Raw genomic sequence first — 21,915 nt, forward strand, 5'->3', positions numbered from 1 at the left:
CCGCCGATTTTGGACAAACGTCTCTACCATCTAGCTGTGCCCACAGCGTTCGTGTTGTCCGGTGGCGCCAGCCTGGGAGCAATCCATGTAGGGATGCTGCGTGCCCTCGCCGACGAGGGGATCACCCCTGACCTGATCGTGGGCACGTCCGTGGGCGCGGTCAACGGCGGCTGGCTCGCCTCCCGGGCCGACGCCGCCGGCATCCGCGGGCTCGCCGACCTGTGGATATCGCTGACCCGCCAGCAGGTGTTTCCCGCTCACCCACTGTCGGGTGTGCTGGGCATGTTCGGGCGACGAACACACCTGGTGCCCAATTCCGGCCTGCGACGCATCCTCTCCGAGAAGCTGCAGTTCGCCCGCCTCGAGGACGCCCCGATCCCGCTGCACGTGGTGGCGACGGACGTGGTCTCGGGCACCGACGTGTTGCTTTCGTCGGGCGACGCGGTGGACGCGATCGCGGCCAGCGCCGCCATCCCGGGCATCTTCCCCCCGGTCAAGATCAACGGACGCGACCTGATGGACGGAGGTGTCGTGAACAACACACCGGTTTCGCACGCCGTCGCCCTCGGCGCCGATCGGGTCTGGGTTTTGCCGACGGGCTACTCCTGCAACCTGCCCGCGACACCGAAGTCGGCGGTCAACATGGCGCTGCACGCCATGACGATCGCCCTGAACCACCGCCTCGCTGACGACATCTCCCGCTACGAAACCACCTGCGAGCTGCACGTCATTCGCCCGCTGTGCCCGGTCAGCATCTCCGGGTCGGACTTCTCGCACGCGGCAACGTTGATCGAGCGCTCGCACGCCGCGACCCGAGAGTGGCTGTCGGCGCACGCGCCGTCCACGGGGCAGGGCGCGTTGCTGGAGCCGCACCGGCACTAGCTGCCCGCGCTCACCCAGTTCTGGCGACGTTCACCCGGGTCGGGTAAGAAGCACCCCATGAGCGACGATCCGGAACAGGGCGAACCGCCGGGCTTCAGCCGCCGCGCGCTGATTACGACCGGCGCGGTGGCCGGTGTGCTCGGTGCGGGCGTCGGGGTGGGCGGCGCCACGCTGCTGCGGTCGAATCGCTCGGAGGTCTGGTCGCAGCCGGATCGCGCCGGCGCGCCGCCCGTGGGCGGGCTACATCTGCAGTTCGGCCGGGATGCCGGCACTGAGGCGGTGGTGTCCTGGCACACCACCGACGCCGTCCGCAATCCGCGAGTGATGGTGGGCGCGCCGACGTCCGGATTCGGCAGCACGGTGACGGCCGAAACCCGGACCTACCGAGATGCCAAGTCCAATACGGAGGTTCGCGTCAATCACGCGCGTCTGACGGGCCTTCAGCCGGACACCGACTACATCTATGCCGCGGTGCACGACGGCGCCCAACCCGAGCTGGGCACTTTGCGAACGGCGCCGACGGGACGAAAGCCCTTCCGCTTCACCAGTTTCGGCGATCAGTCGACACCGACGCTGAGCACCCTGACCGACGGCCGCTACGTCAACGACCACCTCGGATCGCCGGCGGCCGGCGACACCACGGCGGCAATCGAACGGATGGCGCCGCTGTTCAACCTCGTCAACGGCGACCTCTGTTACGCCAACCTGGCTCAAGACCGGATTCGCACCTGGTCGGACTGGTTCGTCAACAACAGCCGTTCGGCACGCCACCGGCCGTGGATGCCTGCCGCGGGCAACCATGAGAACGAATTGGGTAACGGCCCCGTGGGTTACGGCGCCTACCAGACATACTTCGCGGTGCCGGACTCAGGAGCGAGTACGCAATTCCGGGGGTTGTGGTACTCGTTCACCGCGGGGGCCGTGCGGGTGATCAGCCTCAACAATGACGACGTGGCCTACCAGGACGGTGGCAACTCCTACATCCACGCCTACTCCGGTGGAGAGCAGAAGCGTTGGCTAGCAGCCGAATTGGACGCCGCGCGGCACGATCCAGGGATCGACTGGGTGGTGGTGTGCATGCACCAGACGGCGATCTCCACCGCCAAAGCCAACGGGGCGGACCTGGGCATCCGCCAGGAGTGGCTGCCGCTGTTCGATCAGTACCAGGTCGACTTGGTGGTGTGCGGGCACGAACACCACTACGAGCGGTCGCATCCGTTGCGCGGCGCCCTCGGTGGTGATACGCGGACACCGATACCCGTGGACACCCGCATGGATGTGATTGACGTGACCAAGGGCACCGTGCACCTGGTGATCGGCGGGGGCGGTACGTCGCACCCGACCAACGGTCTGTTCTTCCCCGACCTGCGCTGCCAGGTGATCACCGGGGTGGGCGCCTTCGACCCGGCGGTCAGGCGCAAGCCGCCGATCTACGTGATGGAGGACGCGCCGTGGTCGGCATTCCGTGACCGCGACAACGCGTACGGATTCGTGGCTTTCGACGTCGATCCGGGTACGCCGGGCGGCCGGACGTCGATCAAGGCGACCTACTACGCGGTGCGGGGACCGTACGGCGCCGTTGTCCCGATCGACCAGTTCACCTTGACCAAGCCGCGCGGGGGCTAGAAGAGGGCCTGCTGCAACGGTTCCGGGTTAGTTGCGATTGCGGCCGGCGGTGTCGACGGTCGCGGATCGCTGCCCAGCCGATATTTGGCGATCAGCGGTCTGGCGCGTTCCCGAAGCATGTCCCGGTAGCTCTGCGGCAGGTACGCACCGCGGCGATAGAGGTCGCGGTACCGGCCGGTCAGCTCAGGGTGCGCGAGAGCCAGCCAGGCCATGAACCAGCCCCGGGTGGCACCGCGCAGGTGTAGCCCGAACACGGTGACGCTGGTGGCGCCGGCGGACGCGATCTGTCCGAGTAGAGCGTCGAGGTGTTCGGTCGAATCGGTCAGGTGCGGCAGCACCGGCGCGACCATGACGTGACAGCCGAGACCTGCTTCGAGAATGGCGGTGATGAGCGCCAGCCGAGCCTGCGGCGTCGGCGTGCCCGGCTCGACATCGCGGTGCAGGTCCGGATCGCCTACCGCGAGCGAGATCGCGACCGACAGCGGAACCTGTTGAGCGGCTTGGGCTATCAGCGGCAGGTCGCGGCGGAGCAGGGTGCCTTTGGTGAGGATGGACATCGGCGTGCCCGACTCGGCGAGCGCCGAGATGATGCCGGGCATCAGTGCGTAGCGGCCCTCGGCGCGCTGGTAAGGGTCGGTGTTGGTGCCCAGCGCGACCGTTTCGCGTTGCCACGACGGCCTGCGCAGTTCCTGCCGCAATACCTCGACGACGTTGGTTTTGACGACGATCTGCGTGTCGAAATCGGTGCCGACGTCGAAGTCCAGGTATTCGTGGGTGGGACGCGCGAAGCAGTATCGGCAGGCGTGTGAGCAGCCGCGATAGCCGTTGACCGTGTAGCGGAATGGCAGGGCGGACGCGTTGGGCACCTTGTTCAGCGCCGACTTGCACAGCACCTCGTGAAACGTCATGCCCTCGAACTGCGGCACCCGCACGCTCTTGACCAGGCCCAGCCGCTGCAGCCCCGGCAGCGCTCCGTCGTCGACCGGCGTCCCGTTGACCGCCACCGCTTGGCCTGCCCAGCGCATGCCTCCATTCGAACAATAGTTCGATGCGGCGTCAAGTGGGTGAGCGAGGCGCGCCGTCGGGTGGCTTGGCGAGGGTGCGCAGATGAACGCGATCGACGACGTGTCGCCGGCATTATGCGCACCCTCGCCGCCCGGCAGCCCAGGCCCCCTCGCCACCGGGCAGCCCAGGCCCCAGTAGCTACAACCGCGAGAGCACCTCAGCGACGACCGAATCCACCGGCACCGACACCTGCTCCCCCGACCTCAGGTCCTTGACGCCGATCGTGCCGGCACCCAGATCCCGATCTCCGGCAACGAGCGCCACCACCGCACCCGAGCGGTCGGCTGCGCGCATCGCACCCTTGAGGCCGCGGTCTCCGTAGGCCAAGTCGACCCGAACTCCGGCGCCCCGCAGCGCGGCACCCAGCACCGCCAACCGCAACTTGGCGGCCTCGCTCAACGGCACACCGAACACGTCACATCGTGCCGCGGACCCCACGCTCTTGCCCTCGGCGCGCAGAGCCAGCAGCGTCCGGTCCACCCCGAGTCCGAAACCGATGCCGGAAAGGTCTTGCCCGCCAAGCTGTTTCATCAGGCCGTCGTAGCGGCCGCCGCCACCGATGCCGGACTGCGCGCCCAATCCGTCGTGCACGAACTCGAAGGTGGTCTTGGTGTAGTAATCCAGGCCGCGGACCATGCGCGGGTTGATGACGTAGGGAACCCCGAGCGCATCCAAATGCGCCAGCACCGTGTCGAAGTGCTGTTTGGCGGCATCGGACAGGTGATCGAGCAGCACCGGCGCATCGGCGGTCATCGCCTTCACCTCCGGACGCTTGTCGTCGAGCACCCGCAGCGGGTTCAACGCAGCCCGCTGTCTGGTCGGCTCATCGAGGTCGAGGCGGAAAAGGAACTCCTGCAACAATTCCCGGTATTGCGGACGGCAGCTCTCGTCACCGAGCGAGGTGATCTCCAACCGGAACCCGTCGAGCCCCAGCGACCGGAACCCGGCGTCGGCCACGGCGATCACCTCGGCGTCCAACGCGGGGTCGTCGACCCCGATCGCTTCGACACCCACCTGCTGCAACTGCCGGTACCGGCCGGCCTGCGGACGTTCGTAGCGGAAGAACGGACCCGCGTAGCACAGCTTGACCGGCAGCGCTCCCCGGTCGAGGCTGTGCTCGATCACCGCGCGCACCACACCGGCAGTGCCCTCGGGTCGCAGCGTCACCGAGCGGTCGCCGCGGTCGGAGAACGTGTACATCTCTTTGGACACCACATCGGTGGACTCCCCCACCCCCCGCGCGAACAGCGCGGTGTCCTCGAAGATCGGTAGCTCGATGTGTCCGTAGCCGGCCCGCCGGGCCGACGCGAGCAACCCGTCGCGCACCGCGACGAACTCCGCTGAATCCGGCGGGATGTAATCCGGAACACCCTTGGGAGCAACGAATTCCGTCACGGGCTCAGGCCTTCGATGAACGGGTTGAAGCGGCGTTCGGCGCCGATCGTGGTGGAGTTGCCATGTCCGGGTAGTACCACGGTCTTGTCCTCGAGCACCAACAGTTTATTGACGATCGAGTGCAACAGGTCCCGTCCACTGCCGCCGAACAGGTCGCTGCGGCCGATGGACCGTTCGAACAAGGTGTCGCCACTGAATACGACGTCAGCCTCCTTCTCCGCCGCCTGCAGCACGCGGAAACACACCGAACCGCGGGTGTGCCCCGGGGTGTGGTCGATATTGACCGAGATGCCTCCCAGGTCGATCTTGTCGCCGTCGCGGTCCAGTTCGACGACCTGCTTGGGCTCCCGGAAGAACGCGCCGGCGAACACCTGCGCGACCCGCGGCCCCATGCCGTAGATCGGGTCTTTCAGCATGAACCGGTCCTCGGGATGAATGTAGGTGGGGCACCCGAAGGTGTCCGAGACCTTCTGGGCCGACCACATGTGGTCGATGTGACCGTGGGTGATCAACACCGCCGCCGGAGTCAACCGATTCTTGTCGAGTATCTGCCGCAACTGGCCCATCGCGCGCTGGCCGGGGTCGACGATGATGGCGTCGGCGCCTGGCCGCTCGGCCAGCACATAGCAGTTGCACTGCAACAACCCGGCCGGAAATCCGGTGATCAACACGGTCCCAGTTTCCCATCCCGCAAGCCATGGAAAGATAGCGGCCGTGCCGACCAATCAGCAGCGACGTGCGACAGCAAAGCGCAAACTCGAGCGGCAGCTGGAGCGCCGCGCCAAGCAGGCCAAGAGGCGCCGCATCCTGACGATCGCCGGTGGCGCGGTCGCCGCGGTGGCGGTGGTGGCGGCCGTGGTGGTTGCCGTCGTCGTCACCAAGGACGACAACAAAGGCAACCCGTCGGCGTCGAGCACGTCGAGCAGCGCCGCGCCCAGCTCGTCGGCCGCCGGCCTGCCGCCGGTGCAGCTCGGTAATGCCGTGCCGTTGCCGCAGTTCAAGGCGCCGGCCAACCTTGGCGCCAACTGCCAATACCCGGCGTCCCCGGACAAGGCTGTCAAGCCCGTCAAGCCGCCGCGCACCGGCAAGGTCCCGACCGAGCCCGCACAGGTCAGCGTCAGCATGGTGACCAGTCAGGGCAATCTGGGCCTGATGCTGGCCAACAACGAATCGCCTTGCACGGTCAACAGTTTCGCCAGCCTGACCAACCAAGGGTTCTTCAAGGACACCAAATGCCACCGGTTGACCACCTCACCGTCGCTGTCGGTGTTGCAGTGCGGCGACCCCAAGGGCGACGGCACCGGCGGGCCGGGCTACCAGTTCGCCAACGAATACCCCACCGACCAGTACCCCGCCAATGACCCGAAGCTCAAGGAGCCGGTGATCTATCCCCGCGGCACCCTGGCCATGGCCAACGCGGGACCCAACACCAACAGCAGTCAGTTCTTCCTGGTCTACCGCGACTCGGCGCTGCCGCCGGAGTACACGGTGTTCGGCAAAATTCAGGACGACGGGCTGGCCACGCTGGACAAGATCGCTGCGGCGGGTGTCGCCGGAGGCGGAGAGGACGGCCCGCCCGCCCTCGACGTGACCATCACCTCGATGTTGCTCGACTAACCTGGGACCCCGGGGCGGCGGCGGCTTACCGGGAGGAGATTCGTGGCCGAGAGCTCGTTCGGTCGGTACCAGCTGCAGGGGCTGCTGGGTCGAGGCGGCATGGGTCAGGTGTATCGCGCCTACGACACCCAGACTGACCGCGTCGTCGCCATCAAGCTGCTGCCACCGAATCTGGCCGAGGACAAAGAGTTCGAGCACCGATTCCGCCGCGAGGCGCGCATCGCAGCCAGCCTCAACGACCCGCACGTGGTGCCGATCCACAGCTTCGGCGAGATCGACGGCCAACTCTATGTCGACATGCGTCTGGTCGAGGGCCGCGATCTGGCGCGGTTCATCGCCGAGAACGGCGGCCGGCTCAGCCCGGCGCAGACCGTCGCGATCATCGAACAGGCCGCGGCTGCGCTCGACAGCGCGCACCAGGCGGGGTTGGTGCACCGCGACGTCAAGCCGTCGAACATCCTGGTCGCCAAAGCCCGCGACTTCGTCTACCTGATCGACTTCGGCATCGCCCGCGCGACCACCGACACGGCCCTGACGCAGACCGGGCTCACGATGGGCACGCTGGCCTATCTGGCTCCCGAACGCTTCCGCGGCATCACCGACCCACGCGCCGATGTCTATGCGCTGGCCTGCACCCTCTATGAATGCCTCACCGGCAAGCGGCCCTATCCCGGTGACAGCTTCGAAGAGCAGATCTCCGGGCACCTCCACGCACCGCCGCCGCGCCCCACGGCCATCGCTCGTGATGTGCCGCCAGCCTTCGACGCGGTGATCGCGCGCGGGATGGCCAAGGACCCGGAGGCCCGGTACCAGACGGTGACCGACCTCGCCGATGCCGCCCGGGCGGCGTTGGGTGGCGCCGGCCTGGCATTGCCTCCCCCGCCGCCCCCCGAGGCACACACCGGCCTGGCCCCGGCGGGCCCCGACGCGCCGGCCCCGGACAAGGCGAGCCGCACCATGCTGATCGCAACGGTCGCGGGCTCAGGGCTGGCGCTGGTCCTGGTCGCTGCCCTGGTCGCGTTTTTCGCCGGCGGCGACGACAACGGCTCGAACACCCCCACGACCCGCACGACAGTGACGACTACGACGCAGGCGCCAGAGACGACCACCGAGACAACCGCGGACCAGTCGGACAGGGGCAAAACCGAGTCCACCGACACGGTCGACACGACCGACGTGTCGGGTACGCCCTAAGAATTACATCCAGCAACCCGAGATAAATATTCTGGGGCGGCCATCATCGCCAATAAAGGCCCCAGTCTGCGCTTATTACGCCAGATATTGAATTCAAATTTCACGCGGGGTCGAAGGCACAAACTTTGAGCTGGGAGTGCCCGATGCAATGTCAGCGTGACGCCTAAACTCCGCTTTCATTGTGTAAGGGCGCAAATCTGTCGGCAGACGGATAGCGAACTTCGCATCATGTCCATTCGAGACAGTAGGTGGTTGCCGTGTCGTGGGTGAACGTTGGGCTGGACAACTTGGCAACGGCCGCAACGGATCTGGGCACGATAAGCGCCGCAATCCAGACTGCCGGTACCGCCGCCGCCCTACCCACGACCGCCATCCTGCCGGCGGCCGCTGATGACGTATCGGCAGCCATTGCGGCATTGTTCGGCGGCTACGCCGTGGATTTTCAACAACTCAATAGCCGCCTGGTGGCAATACAGGAACAATTCGCATCGGGCATCAATGCCGCGGCGAATGCCTATGCGCAGACAGAACTGGCCAGCGTGCAACGGCAGCTCCTGGATGCGACGAATGCGCAGTCGCGGGCGCTGTTAGGCCGGCCACTCATCGGCAACGGTGTCGACGCCACGGCGCCGGGCCAAGCGGGCGAACCCGGTGGGCTGCTGTACGGCAATGGCGGAAAGGGCATGGCCGGGTCCACTCCCGGGATGGCCGGTGGCGCCGGCGGTGCTGCGGGACTGCTCGGAAGCGGCGGACAAGGGGCCGCAGGGGGTGCGGGCGCCCCGGGAGGCGCGGGCGGCGCGGGCGGCTGGTTGTTCGGCAACGGCGGCAGCGGCGGCAGCGGCGGGGTGGCGGGTGGATCAGGTGGGCTGGGCGGACGCGCCTGGCTGGTGGGCAACGGTGGCGCGGGTGGCGCCGGAGGGGCGACAGCGGTTGGCGGCGCAGGCGGCGTAGGCGGATGGCTGTTCGGCAACGGCGGCGCCGGCGGCAGCGCAGCGGCCGGCGGGGTTGGCGGCCAGGGTGGCCAAGCCTGGTTGTTCGGCAACGGCGGCGCCGGCGGTGACGGAGGTGGTGGAGCCGCCGGCGGCAACGGCGGCCGAGGCGGCTGGCTGATCGGCGACGGCGGTGACGGCGGGATCGGCGGGGCGGCCCTCGACCCGGGCCAGGCCGGCGGGAGCGGCGGAAACGGCGGTGCCGCGGGACTGATCGGGGCCGGCGGATTCGGCGGCGCCGGGGGTAACGGCCTGGCCGGAAAGGCCGGACTGGCGGCCACTGTCGCAGGCAACTCCGGCACTGCCGGTAGCACGGGCGGGGCCGGGGGCGACGGGGGTGCAGGCGGCGCCGGCGGGTTGCTGTTCGGCAAAGGCGGACCGGGCGGAGACGGCGGCCTGGGCGGCGCCGGTGGTGCCGCCGGTGCCGGCGCGAACGGAGTAGATGCTGCGGCTGTGCCCGGCGGTACCGGTGGCACGGGTGGTGACGGGGGCGCCGGCGGGACGGGCGGCGCCGGCGGCAATGGCGGGGTCGGTGGTGCCGGTGGTCTGACCGGTAGTGCCGGCAAGAACGGCGTCGGCGGCGCAGGCGGCGCAGGCGGCGCGGGCGGAGACGGCGGTAACGGCGCCGTCGGTGCCCGCGGCATCGACGGCGGTCCCAACGGAGGAACCGGTGGTGACGGCCGGGACGGAGGCGCCGGCGGTGCCGGCGGAAAAGGCGGCGACGGCGGCGCGGGTGGCGCGACGCCGGCGGGCAAGGCCGGCCTACAGGGCGCTGGTGGGGCCGGCGGCAAGGGCGGATCCGGGGCCGCCGGTGGTGACGGCGGGCGCGGTGGCGACGGGTCTGTGGGCCCTGGCGCCGGCGGCAGAGGCGGCAACGGCGGAAATCCGGGTGGCGGCGGCGCAGGCGGGCTAGGCGGCTCTGGCTCCACTCCTGGCGCCAAGGGTCTCGACGGCAGCGCGGCCCTGACCGGGGGTAACGGTGGTGCGGGTGGCAACGGCGGCAACGGCTTCGAATTCGCCGGTGTGAGCACACCAGGCGGTGCCGGTGGCGACGGCGGCAATGGCGGGCTGGTGGGCAATGGCGGGGCAGGCGGCAACGGCGGCGAAGGAGGCCCCGGCGGCGAGGGCGCGATCGAGACCCAACCAGGCGCGAAAGGGCAGGTCGGCGCTACCGGCGCCGCCGGGGGCGACGGCGGGAAAGGGGGCGCCGGCGGAGCACTCGCGGGCAACGGCGGCGCCGGCGGACATGGCGGAACCGGCGGGTCCGGCGGGACTGGCGGCCAAGGCGCCGACGGAGCCGATGCCACAGTCCTGGGTGTCGACGGAAACCGGGGCGGTGACGGAGGCAAAGGGGGTACCGGCGGAGCGGGCGGCAACGGCGGCCTCGGTGGCGCCGCGCCGGCGGGCAAAGCGGGCGCTCAAGGGGTTGGCGGGGCCGGTGGCCAAGGTGGGACCGGTGGCGTCGCGGGCAACGGCGGCAAAGGCCAGCTCGGCGTTCAGGGCACCAACAGCGGCGCGGGCGGCAACGGCGGAAACGGCGGCGATCCCGGACAGGGCGGGGACGGTGGAATCGGAGGTCTCGGGTCCACCCCCGGCGCGAAAGGCGGAATCGGCGCCGGCGCCGTCAGCGGGGGCAACGGCGGCGAGGGCGGACAGGGCGCGGCAGCCACCACGGTCGGCGGCACGGGTGCGACCGGCGGCAAGGGCGGCGACGGCGGTTTGGTCGGCAACGGCGGCAAAGGCGGAACCGGCGGCACCGGCGGGCCGGGCTCGGTATCGAGTGATCCAAACGCGCCGGGTGGCGCCGGTGGAACGGGCGGGATCGGAGGCAGCGGCGGCCGGGGTGGGTCATGGGCCGGCGACGGCGGCGCCGGCGGCGTCGGTGGTACCGGAGGGACCGGCGGCACCGGCGCCAACGGCACCAACGGTGGCCTCGGTGCGCCGTCTGGCGGGGCCGGCGGCGACGGCGGCAAAGGCAGCGATGGCGGCATCGGTGGGAAGGGCGGGACCGGCGGAAGCGGCGGGGCAGCCCCCGCCGGCAAGGCCGGAATCCAGGGTGCCGGCGGAACCGGAGGTGTGGGCGGCACCGGGGGCAACGGCGGAAACGGCGGCAACGGCGGACCCGGGCCCGGGGTCACGATCAACACGCCGCCGAACGGTAGCGGCGGCACCGGCGGACGGGGTGGCGACGCCGGCAACGGCGGAACCGGCGGCGCCGGCGGGTCGGGCTCCAGCGTGGGAGCCACCGGCGCCACTGGCATCCGCGGCAATGGTGGAGACGGCGGAAACGGCGGCAACGGTGGCGACGGCGTCGCAATCTTCTTCCCCGACCCCGGCAACGGTGGTAACGGCGGTTTCGGAGGCAGCGGCAACATCGGCGGTAACGGCGGAAACGGCGGTACCGGCGGCGACGGGGTGCAGGCGCGAATCGGCGGCAAAGGCGGCAGAGGCGGAGACGGCGGCGCCGGTGTGGTCAACGGGGGTAACGGCGGCAACGGCGGCAACGGCGGCAGAGGCTCGGACGGTAGTTCCGGAATCTTTGGCTTTCCCGGCGAAGCCGGGGGTTCCGGGGGTGATGGGGGTAGCGGCGGCAGCGTTTCCGTCAATGGAAAAGCGGTGCCGGGAGGCTTCCCGAGCGGGGGCTTGTCCGGCAACCCGCCCACCGGAATCGGTGGCATCTTCGGCGGGAGCGGCGGCGCCGGCGGAAAGGGTGGGACCGGCGCGAAGGCCTAGGCGGCATCAGACAGCGGACATCACTCGTATCCGTGGTGCACCCCGCAACGGTCGTCCGCGTGTTTCGGCACCGGCGCCTCATGCGCCCGCAGGACGAACTACGAAGCTGACGTCACCCGGTACACGTCGTACACACCCTCGACGTTGCGCACCACGTTGAGCAGATGCCCCAGATGCTTGGGGTCGCCCATCTCGAAAGTGAATCGGCTGATCGCCACCCGGTCACCTGATGTGGTGACCGACGCCGACAGGATGTTCACCTTCTCGTCGGCCAGCACCCGGGTGATGTCGGACAGCAAGCGGTGCCGGTCGAGCGCCTCGACCTGGATCGCCACCAGGAATACCGAGGACGCCGACGGCGCCCACAGCACCTCGATGATGCGCTCGGCCTGCTGCTGGAGCGACGCGGCGTTGGTGCAGTCGGTGCGGTGCACGCTGACACCGCCGCCGCGGGTGACGAACCCCATGATCTGGTCGCCGGGCACCGGCGTGCAGCACTTGGCCAGCTTGGTCAGCACACCCGGCGCCCCGGGCACCGACACCCCGACATCCTCGGTACTGCGGGGACGGCGCAGCATGGTCGTCGGAGTGGAGCGCTCGGCCAGTTCCTCTTCGGCCTGGTCGATGCCGCCGAGTTCGGCCAGCAGCCGCTGTACCACGTGGCGGGCCGAGACGTGACCCTCCCCAATCGCGGTGTACATCGCCGACACGTCGGTATAGTGCAGTTCGCGGGCCACCGCGGCCATCGACTCACCATTGACCAAGCGCTGCAACGGAAGTCCGCCCCGGCGCACCTCGCGGGCCATGACTTCCTTGCCGGCCTCCAGCGCCTCCTCACGGCGCTCCTTGGCGAACCACTGCCGGATCTTCGTCTTCGCCCGCGGCGACACCACGAACTGCTGCCAGTCCCGCGACGGCCCCGCGTTCTGCGCCTTGGAGGTGAAAACCTCGACGACTTCCCCGTTCTCCAGCTTGCGTTCCAGCGCCACCAGTCGTCCATTGACCCGGGCGCCGATGCAGCGGTGGCCGACTTCGGTGTGCACCGCGTACGCGAAGTCCACCGGCGTGGACCCCGCCGGCAACGTGAAGACGTCACCCTTGGGCGAGAACACGAAAATCTCTTGCACCGCAAGGTCGTAACGCAACGACTCGAGGAACTCCCCGGGGTCGGCGGCCTCCCGCTGCCAGTCGAGCAGCTGACGCATCCAGGCCATGTCGTCGATCTCGGCGGCAGCGTGGGGATGCGGAACACCGTTGCGGCCCTTGGCTTCCTTGTACCGCCAGTGCGCGGCGATACCGAACTCGGCCGTCTTGTGCATGTCGCGGGTGCGGATCTGCACCTCCAGCGGCTTGCCCTCCGGTCCGACGACCGTGGTGTGCAGCGACTGGTACACGCCGTAGCGGGGCTGGGCGATGTAGTCCTTGAACCGCCCCGCCATCGGCTGCCACAGCGAATGCACCACGCCCACAGCGGCGTAGCAGTCGCGGATCTCATCGCACAGGATGCGGATGCCGACCAGGTCGTGGATGTCGTCGAAGTCACGGCCCTTGACGATCATCTTCTGATAGATCGACCAGTAGTGCTTGGGCCGGCCCTCCACCGTCGCCTTGATCTTCGACCCGTTCAAGGTGTTGGTGATCTCGGTGCGCACCTTGGCCAGGTAGGTGTCCCGGGACGGAGCGCGGCCGGCGACCAGGCGGACGATCTCTTCGTACTTCTTGGGGTGCAGGATCGCGAACGACAGGTCTTCCAGTTCCCACTTGACGCTCGCCATGCCGAGTCGATGGGCAAGCGGGGCAATGACTTCCAGTGTTTCACGGGCCTTGCGTGCCTGCTTCTCCGGCGGCAGGAAGCGCATGGTGCGCATGTTGTGCAGCCGGTCGGCCACTTTGATCACCAGCACGCGCGGATCGCGGGCCATGGCGGTGATCATTTTGCGGATCGTCTCGCCCTCGGCTGCGCTGCCCAACACGACCCGGTCCAGCTTGGTCACGCCGTCGACGAGGTGGCCCACCTCGTCGCCGAAGTCCTCGGACAGTTGCTCGATGGTGTAGCCGGTGTCCTCGACGGTGTCGTGCAGCAGAGCGGCCACCAGCGTGGTGGTGTCCATGCCCAACTCGGCCAGGATGTTGGCGACGGCCAGCGGGTGGGTGATGTAGGGGTCGCCGGAGTGGCGGAACTGGGTAGCGTGCCGTTGGTCGGCGACCTCGTAGGCACGCTGCAGGATTGCCAGATCCGCTTTCGGATAGACCTCGCGGTGTACCGCCACCAACGGCTCGAGAACCGGGTTGATGGCGCCGCTGCGTGCGGTCATGCGTCGCGCCAACCGGGCGCGAACCCGTCGGGATGCGCTGGTGGTCGTCTTCAGCGGCTCTGCCGGCGGCTCGGGGATCTCCGCGACGGGCAGCGGCTCGGTCGGTGGCGCGGCAGCCTGCAACGTGCTCTGGTCTTCCGCCACGTCAGTCACCTCCGCCTAGAGGATATCCGGTCCGCGCACATCGTTCAGTTATCCGTTGTTCTCGTCGGGGCGGGCTTCATGGTGTGGCCGGCCGGCCGTGCGGCGGTCTTCCTTCATCTCCGATTCGAAAAGATGCCGCAGGCCGCCCTGCAGCTCGTCGCGCACCCGGCGCTCGTGATCGCGTAACACCGACCAGTAGTCGTCGTCGAACTCCTCGACGATCTGAAAGGTCCATCGCCCCTGAAGCACGTTGCGGCCCACCATGTCGGTCTCCAGCCGATCGGCGATGTCGTCGTGTCCTGCGGCACGCAATTTGTCGCACGCTTCGCCGAGCAGCAGATCCGCGTGCCCCATCAATTGGTGAAACGAATACAGGTGTCCGCGGGCCCGTTCCACCCACTCCAGCGCTTCGGTCACCGCCCCGACCGCCTCTACCGTGTCGTCGCTCACCCCGGCGGGACGCGGCCGCGGGTTCTTGGCACCGCTCATCAGACTCCCCTTCCGTTGGCGAACCGCTTACGAGCGGCTCAAGCTGTGCAGGGGCAGCGGAGCGATCGCGTCGCGACCGCCCAGTGCCTCCAGTTCCATGACCACCGCCGCGCCGGTGACGACAGCGCCGACCCGCTCGAGCAACCGCTGCGCGGCTCCCACGCTGCCTCCGGTGGCCAGCACGTCGTCGATGACCATGACGCGCAGACCCGCCAATTCGATTCCGTCGGCGGGAATCTCGATGGTGGCGGCGCCGTACTCCCGCTGGTAGTCCTCGCTCAAGACCGGCGGCGGGAGCTTTCCGCCCTTGCGGATCGCCAGCACGCCGGTGTGCAGCCGGGTGGCGACGGCGGCGGCAAGCAGGAACCCTCGCGAATCGATGCCGGCCACCAGGTCGGCTCCCTCGGAAGCTCGGGCCAGCCCGTCGGTGATGGCGGCCATCGCGTCGCGGTCGGCGAACACCGGGGTGAGGTCGCGAAACAGCACGCCGGGTTCGGGGAAATCAGGGACGGTGCGGGCGAGTGAGGTGATCATGGCGGGGACGCTGCTCACTGCGACCTCATTGCATCAGGGCCCATCGGTCCATGTTCCAGCCGACCCCCCAGCGCGTGGGGTTGCGGCTGACGGCGTACATCTTCTTGGACATCAGCAATGTGCGCTGCTGCCGGTACAGCGGCAAGGTCGGCATGTCACCCCACAGGATCGGGGCGCCTTCACCCAGCAGCCGTGCCCGTTCGGCAGGGTCGGCCGAGACCGCGAGCGCACCGATGATGCCGTCGACCTGCGGGTTCGCATAGCCGGACAAGTTGTTTCCGTTGCCGCTGTGCAGGTCGTAGGCATCTATCGACGACGATCCGGTGGACCCGCTGCCGCTCGCTCCCCCGGTGCTGGCCAGCAGCACGTCGATCTTGCCGTCGCGCAGTGCCTGTGGCCCGGACGTGTCCAGCGTCACGTTGGAGACGGTGATTCCGGCCGGCGCGCACGAGGCCGCGATGGATCCGACGGTGGCGGCCAGGCGGGCATTGGGTCCGCGGTAGCCGATCCGTACCGTCAGCGCCGCGTTGTTCAGCGCAGCCCGTGCGGCGTTCGGGTCGGCCTTGGTGAACTGGGCCGCCTCGTTGGCGCCCTCGGCCGCGGACAGCGCGTCCTCCGCAGCCGGCGACAGCCGCGAGTTGGCGATCGGCACGCCGGCGTCGCGGGCGATCGTGTCCCGCGGTGTGCACAGTGCGAACGCGTGCCGGGCAGCGCTGGTCGCAAGTGGGCCCTGCGCGGCGAAGATCAGCTGCTCGATGCCGGCCGACGGCGCGTCGGAGCGCTCGTAGTTATCCGGAGTGGCCAGCGATCCCGACGATCCGGCGGCCACGTCGACGACGTCGACGCTGCGGTTGTTCACCCGGTCCTGGATGTCACCGCCCTGCGGCCACACCGTGATGCGTTTGGTGATCGCCTTGGCGCCCCACCAGCGGTCGTTGGCCACGAGCACCACCGCGCCGCCGTCGAGCACCCGCTCGATCTTGTACGGGCCGGATGACGGGAAGCGCTTGAGGTCCACACCCGGTTTGAGGTCCCAGGTGCTGTTCCACACCTTCGCGACCTGTTCCACCACCGCGCCCTTGTTGGTCAGGAGCGCCGTGGTGATGTCGGTGCCGAGGGTGTCGGCGATGACGTGTGACGGCATCATCGAGGTGGCGGTGAACAGCTGCGTGTAGTCGACGACGCCGCGATCCGGGATGAACGAGACCCGGGCTTTCTTCTGGCCGGGTGTGCACTCGATGTTGGCGATGTCGACGTAGCCCGCCTGAGTCGCGGCGTCGAACCCGCCGAAGCGCCCGGACTGCGCCGCCCAGGCCAGTACCAGGTCGTCACACGTCACCGGCTTGCCGTCGGAATAGACCGCGTTGTCCGCGATCTGGTAGTCGAGCACCAGCGGCGAGCCGCCCACCACCGAGATGGTTCCGAAGTCGTGGTCAGCGACCACCTGCCCGTCGGGACCGTGATAGCCGAACCCGGTGAGGGTGCGGGCGAACGCCTGGGCACCGGCCGAGGCCGCACCGACCACGGTGTTGGCGTTGTAGGTCGACAGGACGCCGTCCACCACGTAATCGACGCGCCCCGCGGCGCTACCCGAGCATGCGGTGAGGGTGGACGCCGCCAGCACTGCCGTCGCTCCAGTGGCCAGCATGGCGCCCCGCCAGCGAGACCAGGTGGACATGCGAGCTACCGCTTGCCGGCGTTTCGCTTGCCGGTGGGACGCCGCGTGCCGGTGGGACGAGCCGGCCGCGCACCGGGTGCCGGTTTGTTGGTGGCGGCGGGCTTGCTGACGGTGACGGCCTCGGTGACCTGCTCCGGCGCGTCAGAGGCGTCCTCGTCGTCACTGTCGGCGGGCTCATCCTTGGGGGCGGGGTGCTCGGTGACTGCACCGGCACTGCGCCGTCTGAGCACCCGCCGGGTGTGCGTGCGCACCAGCTCGGTGCGTTCCCGCAGCGTGACCAACAGCGGGGTGGCGAAGAAGATCGACGAGTAGGTGCCCACGATGATGCCGATGAGCTGTACCAGAGCCAGGTCCTTCAGCGTGCCCACACCCAGCAACCACACCGCCACCACCATCAGCGCCAGCACCGGCAACACCGAGATCAGGCTGGTGTTGATGGAGCGCATGAACGTCTGGTTGACGGCCAGATTGGCCTGTTCGGCGAAGGTGCGCCGGGTGGTGTGCTGGAAACCGTGGGTGTTCTCCTCGACCTTGTCGAACACGATGACCGTGTCGTAGAGGGAGAACCCGAGGATGGTCAGCAGGCCGATCACCGTCGCCGGGGTGACCTCGAATCCCACCAGTGCATAGACGCCCGCAGTGACGGTCAGGTCGAAGACCATGGCCGCCAGCGCCGACATCGTCATGTAGCGCTCGTAGCGCACGGTGATGTAGACGGCGACCAGCACCAGGAACACCACCAGGGCGATCACCGCCTTGGTGGTGATCTGACCGCCCCAGGTCTCCGACACCGCCGCGTCGCTGATGGCCTTCTTGCTGGGGTTACCGTCGGTGCCCTTGGGGTGGAACGCGTCGAACAGGGCGTTGCGAAGTTGCTCGGTCTGCTGGTTGGACAGGGTCTCCGACCGGATCTGCACGGTGGCCGAGGATCCCTTGCCGACCGTGACCACCGACTCGGGGTCCTTGCCGATCGTCTTGTGGAAGACGTCCACCACCTGGCTGACCTGAATTGTGCCCGACGTGCCCGCAGACGGCATGGAGACCGTTGTGCCGCCCTTGAAGTCGATACCGAACGTGAATCCGCGGATCAGGATCGCCAGGATGGCGATGGCCATGATCGCCCCGCTGACGCCGTACCAGAGCTTGCGACGCCCGACCACCTCGAAAGCGCCGGTGCCGGTGTACAGCCGGGAGAGGAAACTGTGTTGCGACCCAGCGGTTTTCGAGTCGTCGTCGAGTGCGATGACTGTTGTCTTCGTGTCGGCCTTGGACGCCATGGCTCAACCCCGTCCCGTCTTGGCGGCCGAACTCGACGCCCGGCGTTCACGTGCGACCTGCTGGACTGCACCCAGGCCGTTGTACGCCGGCTTGCCCAACCTCGGGGACTTGGAAGCCAGGTACACCAGCGGCCAGGTGACCAGGAATACGACCACGAGGTCGAGGATCGTGGTGAGGCCCAAGGTGAAGGCGAATCCCTTGACCTGCCCGATCGCGAGGAAGTACAGCACGGCGGCGGCCAGGAAGGTCACCGCGTTGCCGGACACGATGGTCTTGCGCGCCCGCGCCCACCCTCGCGGAACGGCTGAGCGGAACGAACGGCCTTCGCGTATCTCATCTTTGATGCGTTCGAAGAACACCACGAACGAGTCGGCGGTGGTACCGATACCGATGATCAGACCCGCGATGCCGGCCAGGTCCAGGGTGTAGTTGATGTACCGGCCCAGCAACACCAGGATCGCGAAAATCATTGCGCCGGAAGCAACCAACGACAACGCGGTGAGTAGCCCCAGCACCCGGTAGTACAGCAGCGAGTACACCAGGACCAGTAGCAGTCCGATTCCGCCGGCGATCAGTCCGGCACGCAGCGACGTCAGACCCAGTGTCGCCGAGACGGTTTGGGCTTCCGACGACTCGAATGACAGCGGCAGCGACCCGTACTTCAGGACGTTGGCCAGCTGCTTGGCGGTGGCCGCGCTGAACGGTGGATCACCGCCACTGATCTGGGTCCGGCCGCCGGGGATGGGTTCCCGGATCATCGGGGCACTGACCACCTGAGAGTCCAGCGTGAAGGCGGTCTGGGTGCCGGTATGGGCTGCGGTGTAGTCGGCCCAGACGTTGGCCGCGGCGCTCTTGAACTGCAGGTCCACCACGTAGCCCAGGCTGCTCTGGTTCATCCCGGAGGTCGCGTCCTGAATCTGGTCACCGCTGATGATCGACGGCCCCAGCAGGTAGGCGGTCTTGTGGTCGGTGGAGCAGGTGACCAACGGCAACTTGGGGTCGTCGTTGCCGGCCAGGATATCGTCCTTGTCGCACCGGGTGGCCTCGAACTGCAGGGCGATCATCTGGATGTACTGGCTGGTGTTCTGCCGCCACTTCTTCTCCTGCGCAATGCGCTCGGCGAGGTCCTTGCGTGGATCCGGTGCGGCGGGTGCATCCGTCGGCGGCACGTCGGACGGTGGCGCCTGACCGGTCGGCGACGGCGCGGGGGCCGGGCTGGGCGCCGGCGAACCGCTGGGCGCCGGGGAACCGCTGGGCGCCGGCGCGGGACTCGGGGCGGGCGAGGGGCTGGGCGCCGGATCTTGCGGGTAGGGCCTGGGCTGCCCGCGGGGCGGCGCCGGAGCGGGGGCGCCCGACTGTGGCGGCGCGGGAGCGGGAGCACCCGGAGCCGGAGCCGGAGCCGGAGCGCCCGGCGCGCCGGCACCGGGGGCGCCCGGAGCGGGACCGGGACCGCCTGGCTCACCGCCGGCGGGCGGTTGACCGGGCTTCGGCTCTTCGGGAGCTTTCTGGGCCGGCATCGAGTTGAGCACCGGCCGGATGTACAGCCGCGCAGTCTGACCGAGGTCACGCGCCTCGTTGCCGTCACTGCCGGGCACGGTGATGACCAGGTTGTCGCCGTCGACGACGACCTCCGAGCCGGAGACACCCAGCCCGTTTACCCGGGAACTGATGATCTGTTGAGCCTGCGCCAGCGCGTCCCGGCTCGGCCGCGAGCCATCCGGGGTGCGCGCCGTCAGCGTCACGCGGGTGCCGCCCTGCAGATCGATGCCCAGCTTGGGCGTGGCCTTTTTATCCCCGGTGAGAAACACCAGCAGGTAGACGCCGACGAGCATGAGCAGGAACACCGACAGGTAGCGGGCAGGCTGCACCGGCGCCGAAGACGATGCCACGTTCCTTCTGTCTCCTTGAGAATCGGTCTTGAGGATCCGTCCAGCCCTGGACAGAACCTCCGAAAAGACTACGTGCCGCGGTGGGGCGCATGTCCCGCACGCGGCAGTCGGTGTCGGTCAGGAGTCCTTGATGACGCGGCTGGTGTCCGAATCCGCGTCTTCGTCTTCATCGGCCGCCTCGAGCGCGGGACTCTCCTCGTAGTCCTCATCGTCGTCGGGCAGGATCCGGTCCCGCACCGCCAGCTTCATCCACGTCGTGATGACGCCGGGTGCGATCTCGAGGTCGACGGTGTCGTCGGTGAAGCTGACGACGGTCGCTTCCAGTCCGGATGTCGTGTGCACCCGATCCCCCGGCTGCAACGACTCGTGCAGGTCGATGGTCGCCTGCATCGCCTTGCGTTGCCGCCGCGACGCGAAGTACATGAACCCGCCCATGATGAGCAGGAACGGCAGAAACAGGACAAAACTCTCCATCAGAACGCCCGTCTTTCATATCGGTGGTGCTCGAATTTCCCCGCATAATCCGGGGCTGGCGCCGGTCTGACCCGGGCTCGCTCGCGTCGCTAGGGGTCCAGTCTGCCATTCCCGCAGGTCGCAAACCGACCGGCATCGTCCTGGCCGGGGGTCGGCACAGCTGAAGCCGCTTGCGCGCCGGTCACCGGCTAGGCTTTTGATCGCGACGTGACCTGCGCGTCCGCGGGAGGAGGAGTCCGTGGCCAGCCTCGAGCAGAGCCGTCATTTGGCCACTGAAATCCCTGGTCCCGCGTCTTTGGAGCTGAACAAGCGACGGACCGCCGCGGTGTCGCACGGCGTCGGGGTCACCCTGCCGGTGTTCGTGGCACGCGCCGGCGGGGGCATCGTCGAGGACGTAGACGGCAACCGGCTCATCGACTTGGGCTCCGGCATCGCCGTGACCACGATCGGCAACGCGGCGCCACCCGTTGTGGAAGCGGTGCGCCAGCAGGTAGCCGAGTTCACCCACACCTGCTTCATGGTGACGCCGTACGAGGGTTACGTCGCCGTGGCCGAGGAACTGAACCGGATCACCCCTGGTGAGGGCGAGAAGCGTTCGGTGCTGTTCAACTCCGGCGCCGAGGCGGTCGAGAGTGCGATCAAGGTCGCGCGGTCCTACACCGGCAGGTCCGCCGTCGTTGCGTTCGACCACGCCTACCACGGCCGCACCAACCTCACGATGGCGCTGACCGCCAAGTCCATGCCCTACAAGAGCGGCTTCGGCCCGTTCGCCCCGGAGATCTATCGGGCGCCGCTGTCCTATCCGTACCGCGACAGCCTGCTCGACAAGGAATTGGCCACCGACGGCGAGAAGGCCGCGGCGCGTGCCATCAGCATGATCGACAAGCAGGTCGGGGCGAAAAACCTGGCGGCGGTCATCATCGAGCCCATCCAGGGCGAGGGCGGGTTCATCGTCCCCGCCGAGGGATTCCTTCCCGCTCTGCTGCGCTGGTGCCGCGAAAACGACGTGGTGTTCATCGCCGACGAGGTGCAATCCGGCTTTGCGCGCACCGGCGCCATGTTCGCCTGCGAGCACGAAGGCATCCAGCCCGACGTCATCGTGACGGCCAAAGGGATTGCCGACGGGCTGCCGCTGTCGGGAATCACCGGCCGGGCCGAGGTGATGGACGCGCCGCACGCGGGCGGCCTGGGCGGAACGTTCGGCGGCAATCCCGTCGCGTGTGCGGCGGCGCTGGCCACCATCGCGACCATCGAGTCCGAGGGACTTATCGGGCGCGCGCAGGAGATCGAGCGCCTGATCACCGAGCCACTGCTGCGATTGCAGGCGGGAGACGACCGGGTCGGCGATGTACGTGGACGCGGCGCGATGATCGCCATGGAGCTGGTCAAGTCCGGCACCTCCGACCCCGATCCTGAGCTCACGTCGAAGCTCGCCACCGCCGCGCACGCGGCTGGGATCATCGTGTTGACCTGCGGGATGTACGGCAACATCATCCGCCTGTTGCCGCCCTTGACGATCAGCGACGAGCTGCTGACCGAGGGGTTGGACGTGCTGACCGGGCTACTCGCGGACCTCTGAGCCGACCCGGCGTTCGAGATTGACACCAGGCACA

At 68.6% G+C, this 21,915-nt stretch carries 15 protein-coding genes and 1 pseudogene; 6 read left to right on the plus strand and 10 right to left on the minus strand.

What is annotated here, in order from left to right; all coding sequences use genetic code 11:
• Window positions 1–36 precede the first annotated feature (36 nt).
• Window positions 37–882 carry a patatin-like phospholipase family protein gene (locus QXK92_RS07760; protein ID WP_306241089.1) on the plus strand — a complete coding sequence of 282 codons (846 nt, stop codon included), beginning with the start codon at window positions 37–39 and terminating at the stop codon, window positions 880–882.
• 57 nt (window positions 883–939) lie between these two features.
• Window positions 940–2,508: a metallophosphoesterase family protein gene (locus tag QXK92_RS07765; RefSeq protein WP_306241090.1), complete on the plus strand. Its 1,569-nt coding sequence runs from the start codon at window positions 940–942 to the stop codon at window positions 2,506–2,508.
• Here QXK92_RS07765 and QXK92_RS07770 read toward each other — a convergent pair.
• From QXK92_RS07770 to QXK92_RS07780, 3 genes are all read right to left on the minus strand, one after another.
• On the minus strand, window positions 2,505–3,533 hold the full coding sequence (locus tag QXK92_RS07770) for an Rv2578c family radical SAM protein (RefSeq protein ID WP_306241091.1): 1,029 nt from the start codon (window positions 3,531–3,533) through the stop codon (window positions 2,505–2,507). The two genes, QXK92_RS07765 and QXK92_RS07770, sit on opposite strands and share 4 nt — an antisense overlap.
• Before the next feature lie 178 nt (window positions 3,534–3,711).
• Entirely contained in the window at window positions 3,712–4,968 is a 1,257-nt protein-coding gene (gene hisS, locus QXK92_RS07775) for a histidine--tRNA ligase (protein WP_306241092.1), read from the minus strand.
• Window positions 4,965–5,639 (minus strand): MBL fold metallo-hydrolase, encoded by a 675-nt coding sequence (locus tag QXK92_RS07780; RefSeq protein WP_306241093.1) that lies wholly within the window; start codon window positions 5,637–5,639, stop codon window positions 4,965–4,967. Before QXK92_RS07780 ends, hisS begins: the two co-directional genes overlap by 4 nt.
• A gap of 43 nt (window positions 5,640–5,682) precedes the next feature.
• Between QXK92_RS07780 and QXK92_RS07785 the strand changes: the two genes are divergently transcribed.
• The 3 genes and pseudogenes from QXK92_RS07785 to QXK92_RS07795 all read left to right on the plus strand — a co-directional run bounded on the left by QXK92_RS07785 (window position 5,683) and on the right by QXK92_RS07795 (window position 11,501).
• On the plus strand, window positions 5,683–6,585 hold the full coding sequence (locus tag QXK92_RS07785; protein ID WP_306241094.1) for a peptidylprolyl isomerase: 903 nt from the start codon (window positions 5,683–5,685) through the stop codon (window positions 6,583–6,585).
• Window positions 6,586–6,684: 99 nt separating this feature from the next.
• Window positions 6,685–7,441, plus strand: a pseudogene (locus QXK92_RS07790) (serine/threonine-protein kinase); the annotation flags it as partial.
• Window positions 7,442–8,036: 595 nt separating this feature from the next.
• Complete coding sequence (locus tag QXK92_RS07795; RefSeq protein WP_306241095.1) at window positions 8,037–11,501, plus strand: PE family protein; 3,465 nt, start codon at window positions 8,037–8,039, stop codon at window positions 11,499–11,501.
• A 98-nt stretch (window positions 11,502–11,599) separates the two neighbouring features.
• On the opposite strand, the gene QXK92_RS07800 is transcribed toward QXK92_RS07795, so the two are convergent.
• The 7 genes from QXK92_RS07800 to yajC form a co-directional block, all read right to left on the minus strand.
• Window positions 11,600–13,960, minus strand: coding sequence for a bifunctional (p)ppGpp synthetase/guanosine-3',5'-bis(diphosphate) 3'-pyrophosphohydrolase (locus QXK92_RS07800; protein ID WP_306244267.1), 2,361 nt, complete (start codon window positions 13,958–13,960; stop codon window positions 11,600–11,602).
• 48 nt (window positions 13,961–14,008) lie between these two features.
• Complete coding sequence (locus tag QXK92_RS07805; protein ID WP_306241096.1) at window positions 14,009–14,449, minus strand: hypothetical protein; 441 nt, start codon at window positions 14,447–14,449, stop codon at window positions 14,009–14,011.
• Window positions 14,450–14,476: 27 nt separating this feature from the next.
• Window positions 14,477–14,983 (minus strand): adenine phosphoribosyltransferase, encoded by a 507-nt coding sequence (locus tag QXK92_RS07810; RefSeq protein ID WP_306244269.1) that lies wholly within the window; start codon window positions 14,981–14,983, stop codon window positions 14,477–14,479.
• Window positions 14,984–15,008: 25 nt separating this feature from the next.
• Window positions 15,009–16,661 carry an ABC transporter substrate-binding protein gene (locus tag QXK92_RS07815; protein ID WP_306241097.1) on the minus strand — a complete coding sequence of 551 codons (1,653 nt, stop codon included), beginning with the start codon at window positions 16,659–16,661 and terminating at the stop codon, window positions 15,009–15,011.
• 5 nt (window positions 16,662–16,666) lie between these two features.
• Window positions 16,667–17,938: a protein translocase subunit SecF gene (gene secF / locus QXK92_RS07820; RefSeq protein WP_306241098.1), complete on the minus strand. Its 1,272-nt coding sequence runs from the start codon at window positions 17,936–17,938 to the stop codon at window positions 16,667–16,669.
• Window positions 17,939–17,941: 3 nt separating this feature from the next.
• On the minus strand, window positions 17,942–19,828 hold the full coding sequence (gene secD, locus QXK92_RS07825) for a protein translocase subunit SecD (RefSeq protein WP_306241099.1): 1,887 nt from the start codon (window positions 19,826–19,828) through the stop codon (window positions 17,942–17,944).
• Window positions 19,829–19,945: 117 nt separating this feature from the next.
• The gene (gene yajC, locus QXK92_RS07830) at window positions 19,946–20,302 is read right to left on the minus strand and encodes a preprotein translocase subunit YajC (RefSeq protein WP_306241100.1); all 357 of its coding nucleotides are present in this window, start codon (window positions 20,300–20,302) and stop codon (window positions 19,946–19,948) included.
• 238 nt (window positions 20,303–20,540) lie between these two features.
• Here yajC and gabT point away from each other — a divergent pair, with 238 nt between their 5' ends.
• Window positions 20,541–21,881 (plus strand): 4-aminobutyrate--2-oxoglutarate transaminase, encoded by a 1,341-nt coding sequence (gene gabT, locus QXK92_RS07835; protein ID WP_306241101.1) that lies wholly within the window; start codon window positions 20,541–20,543, stop codon window positions 21,879–21,881.
• Window positions 21,882–21,915: the final 34 nt, after the last annotated feature.

Origin of the sequence: Mycobacterium sp. TY815, from assembly GCF_030755135.1 — a bacterium.
Classification (GTDB): domain Bacteria; phylum Actinomycetota; class Actinomycetes; order Mycobacteriales; family Mycobacteriaceae; genus Mycobacterium.

What these genes read in the sequence shown, in the direction of transcription:
- QXK92_RS07765 (WP_306241090.1), top strand. Translation starts at nt 940, where the DNA reads ATGAGCGACGATCCGGAACAGGGCGAACCGCCGGGCTTCAGCCGCCGC.
- QXK92_RS07770 (WP_306241091.1), bottom strand. Translation starts at nt 3,533, where the DNA reads ATGCGCTGGGCAGGCCAAGCGGTGGCGGTCAACGGGACGCCGGTCGAC.
- QXK92_RS07805 (WP_306241096.1), bottom strand. Translation starts at nt 14,449, where the DNA reads ATGAGCGGTGCCAAGAACCCGCGGCCGCGTCCCGCCGGGGTGAGCGAC.
- QXK92_RS07810 (WP_306244269.1), bottom strand. Translation starts at nt 14,983, where the DNA reads ATGATCACCTCACTCGCCCGCACCGTCCCTGATTTCCCCGAACCCGGC.
- QXK92_RS07815 (WP_306241097.1), bottom strand. Translation starts at nt 16,661, where the DNA reads ATGTCCACCTGGTCTCGCTGGCGGGGCGCCATGCTGGCCACTGGAGCG.
- secF (WP_306241098.1), bottom strand. Translation starts at nt 17,938, where the DNA reads ATGGCGTCCAAGGCCGACACGAAGACAACAGTCATCGCACTCGACGAC.
- yajC (WP_306241100.1), bottom strand. Translation starts at nt 20,302, where the DNA reads ATGGAGAGTTTTGTCCTGTTTCTGCCGTTCCTGCTCATCATGGGCGGG.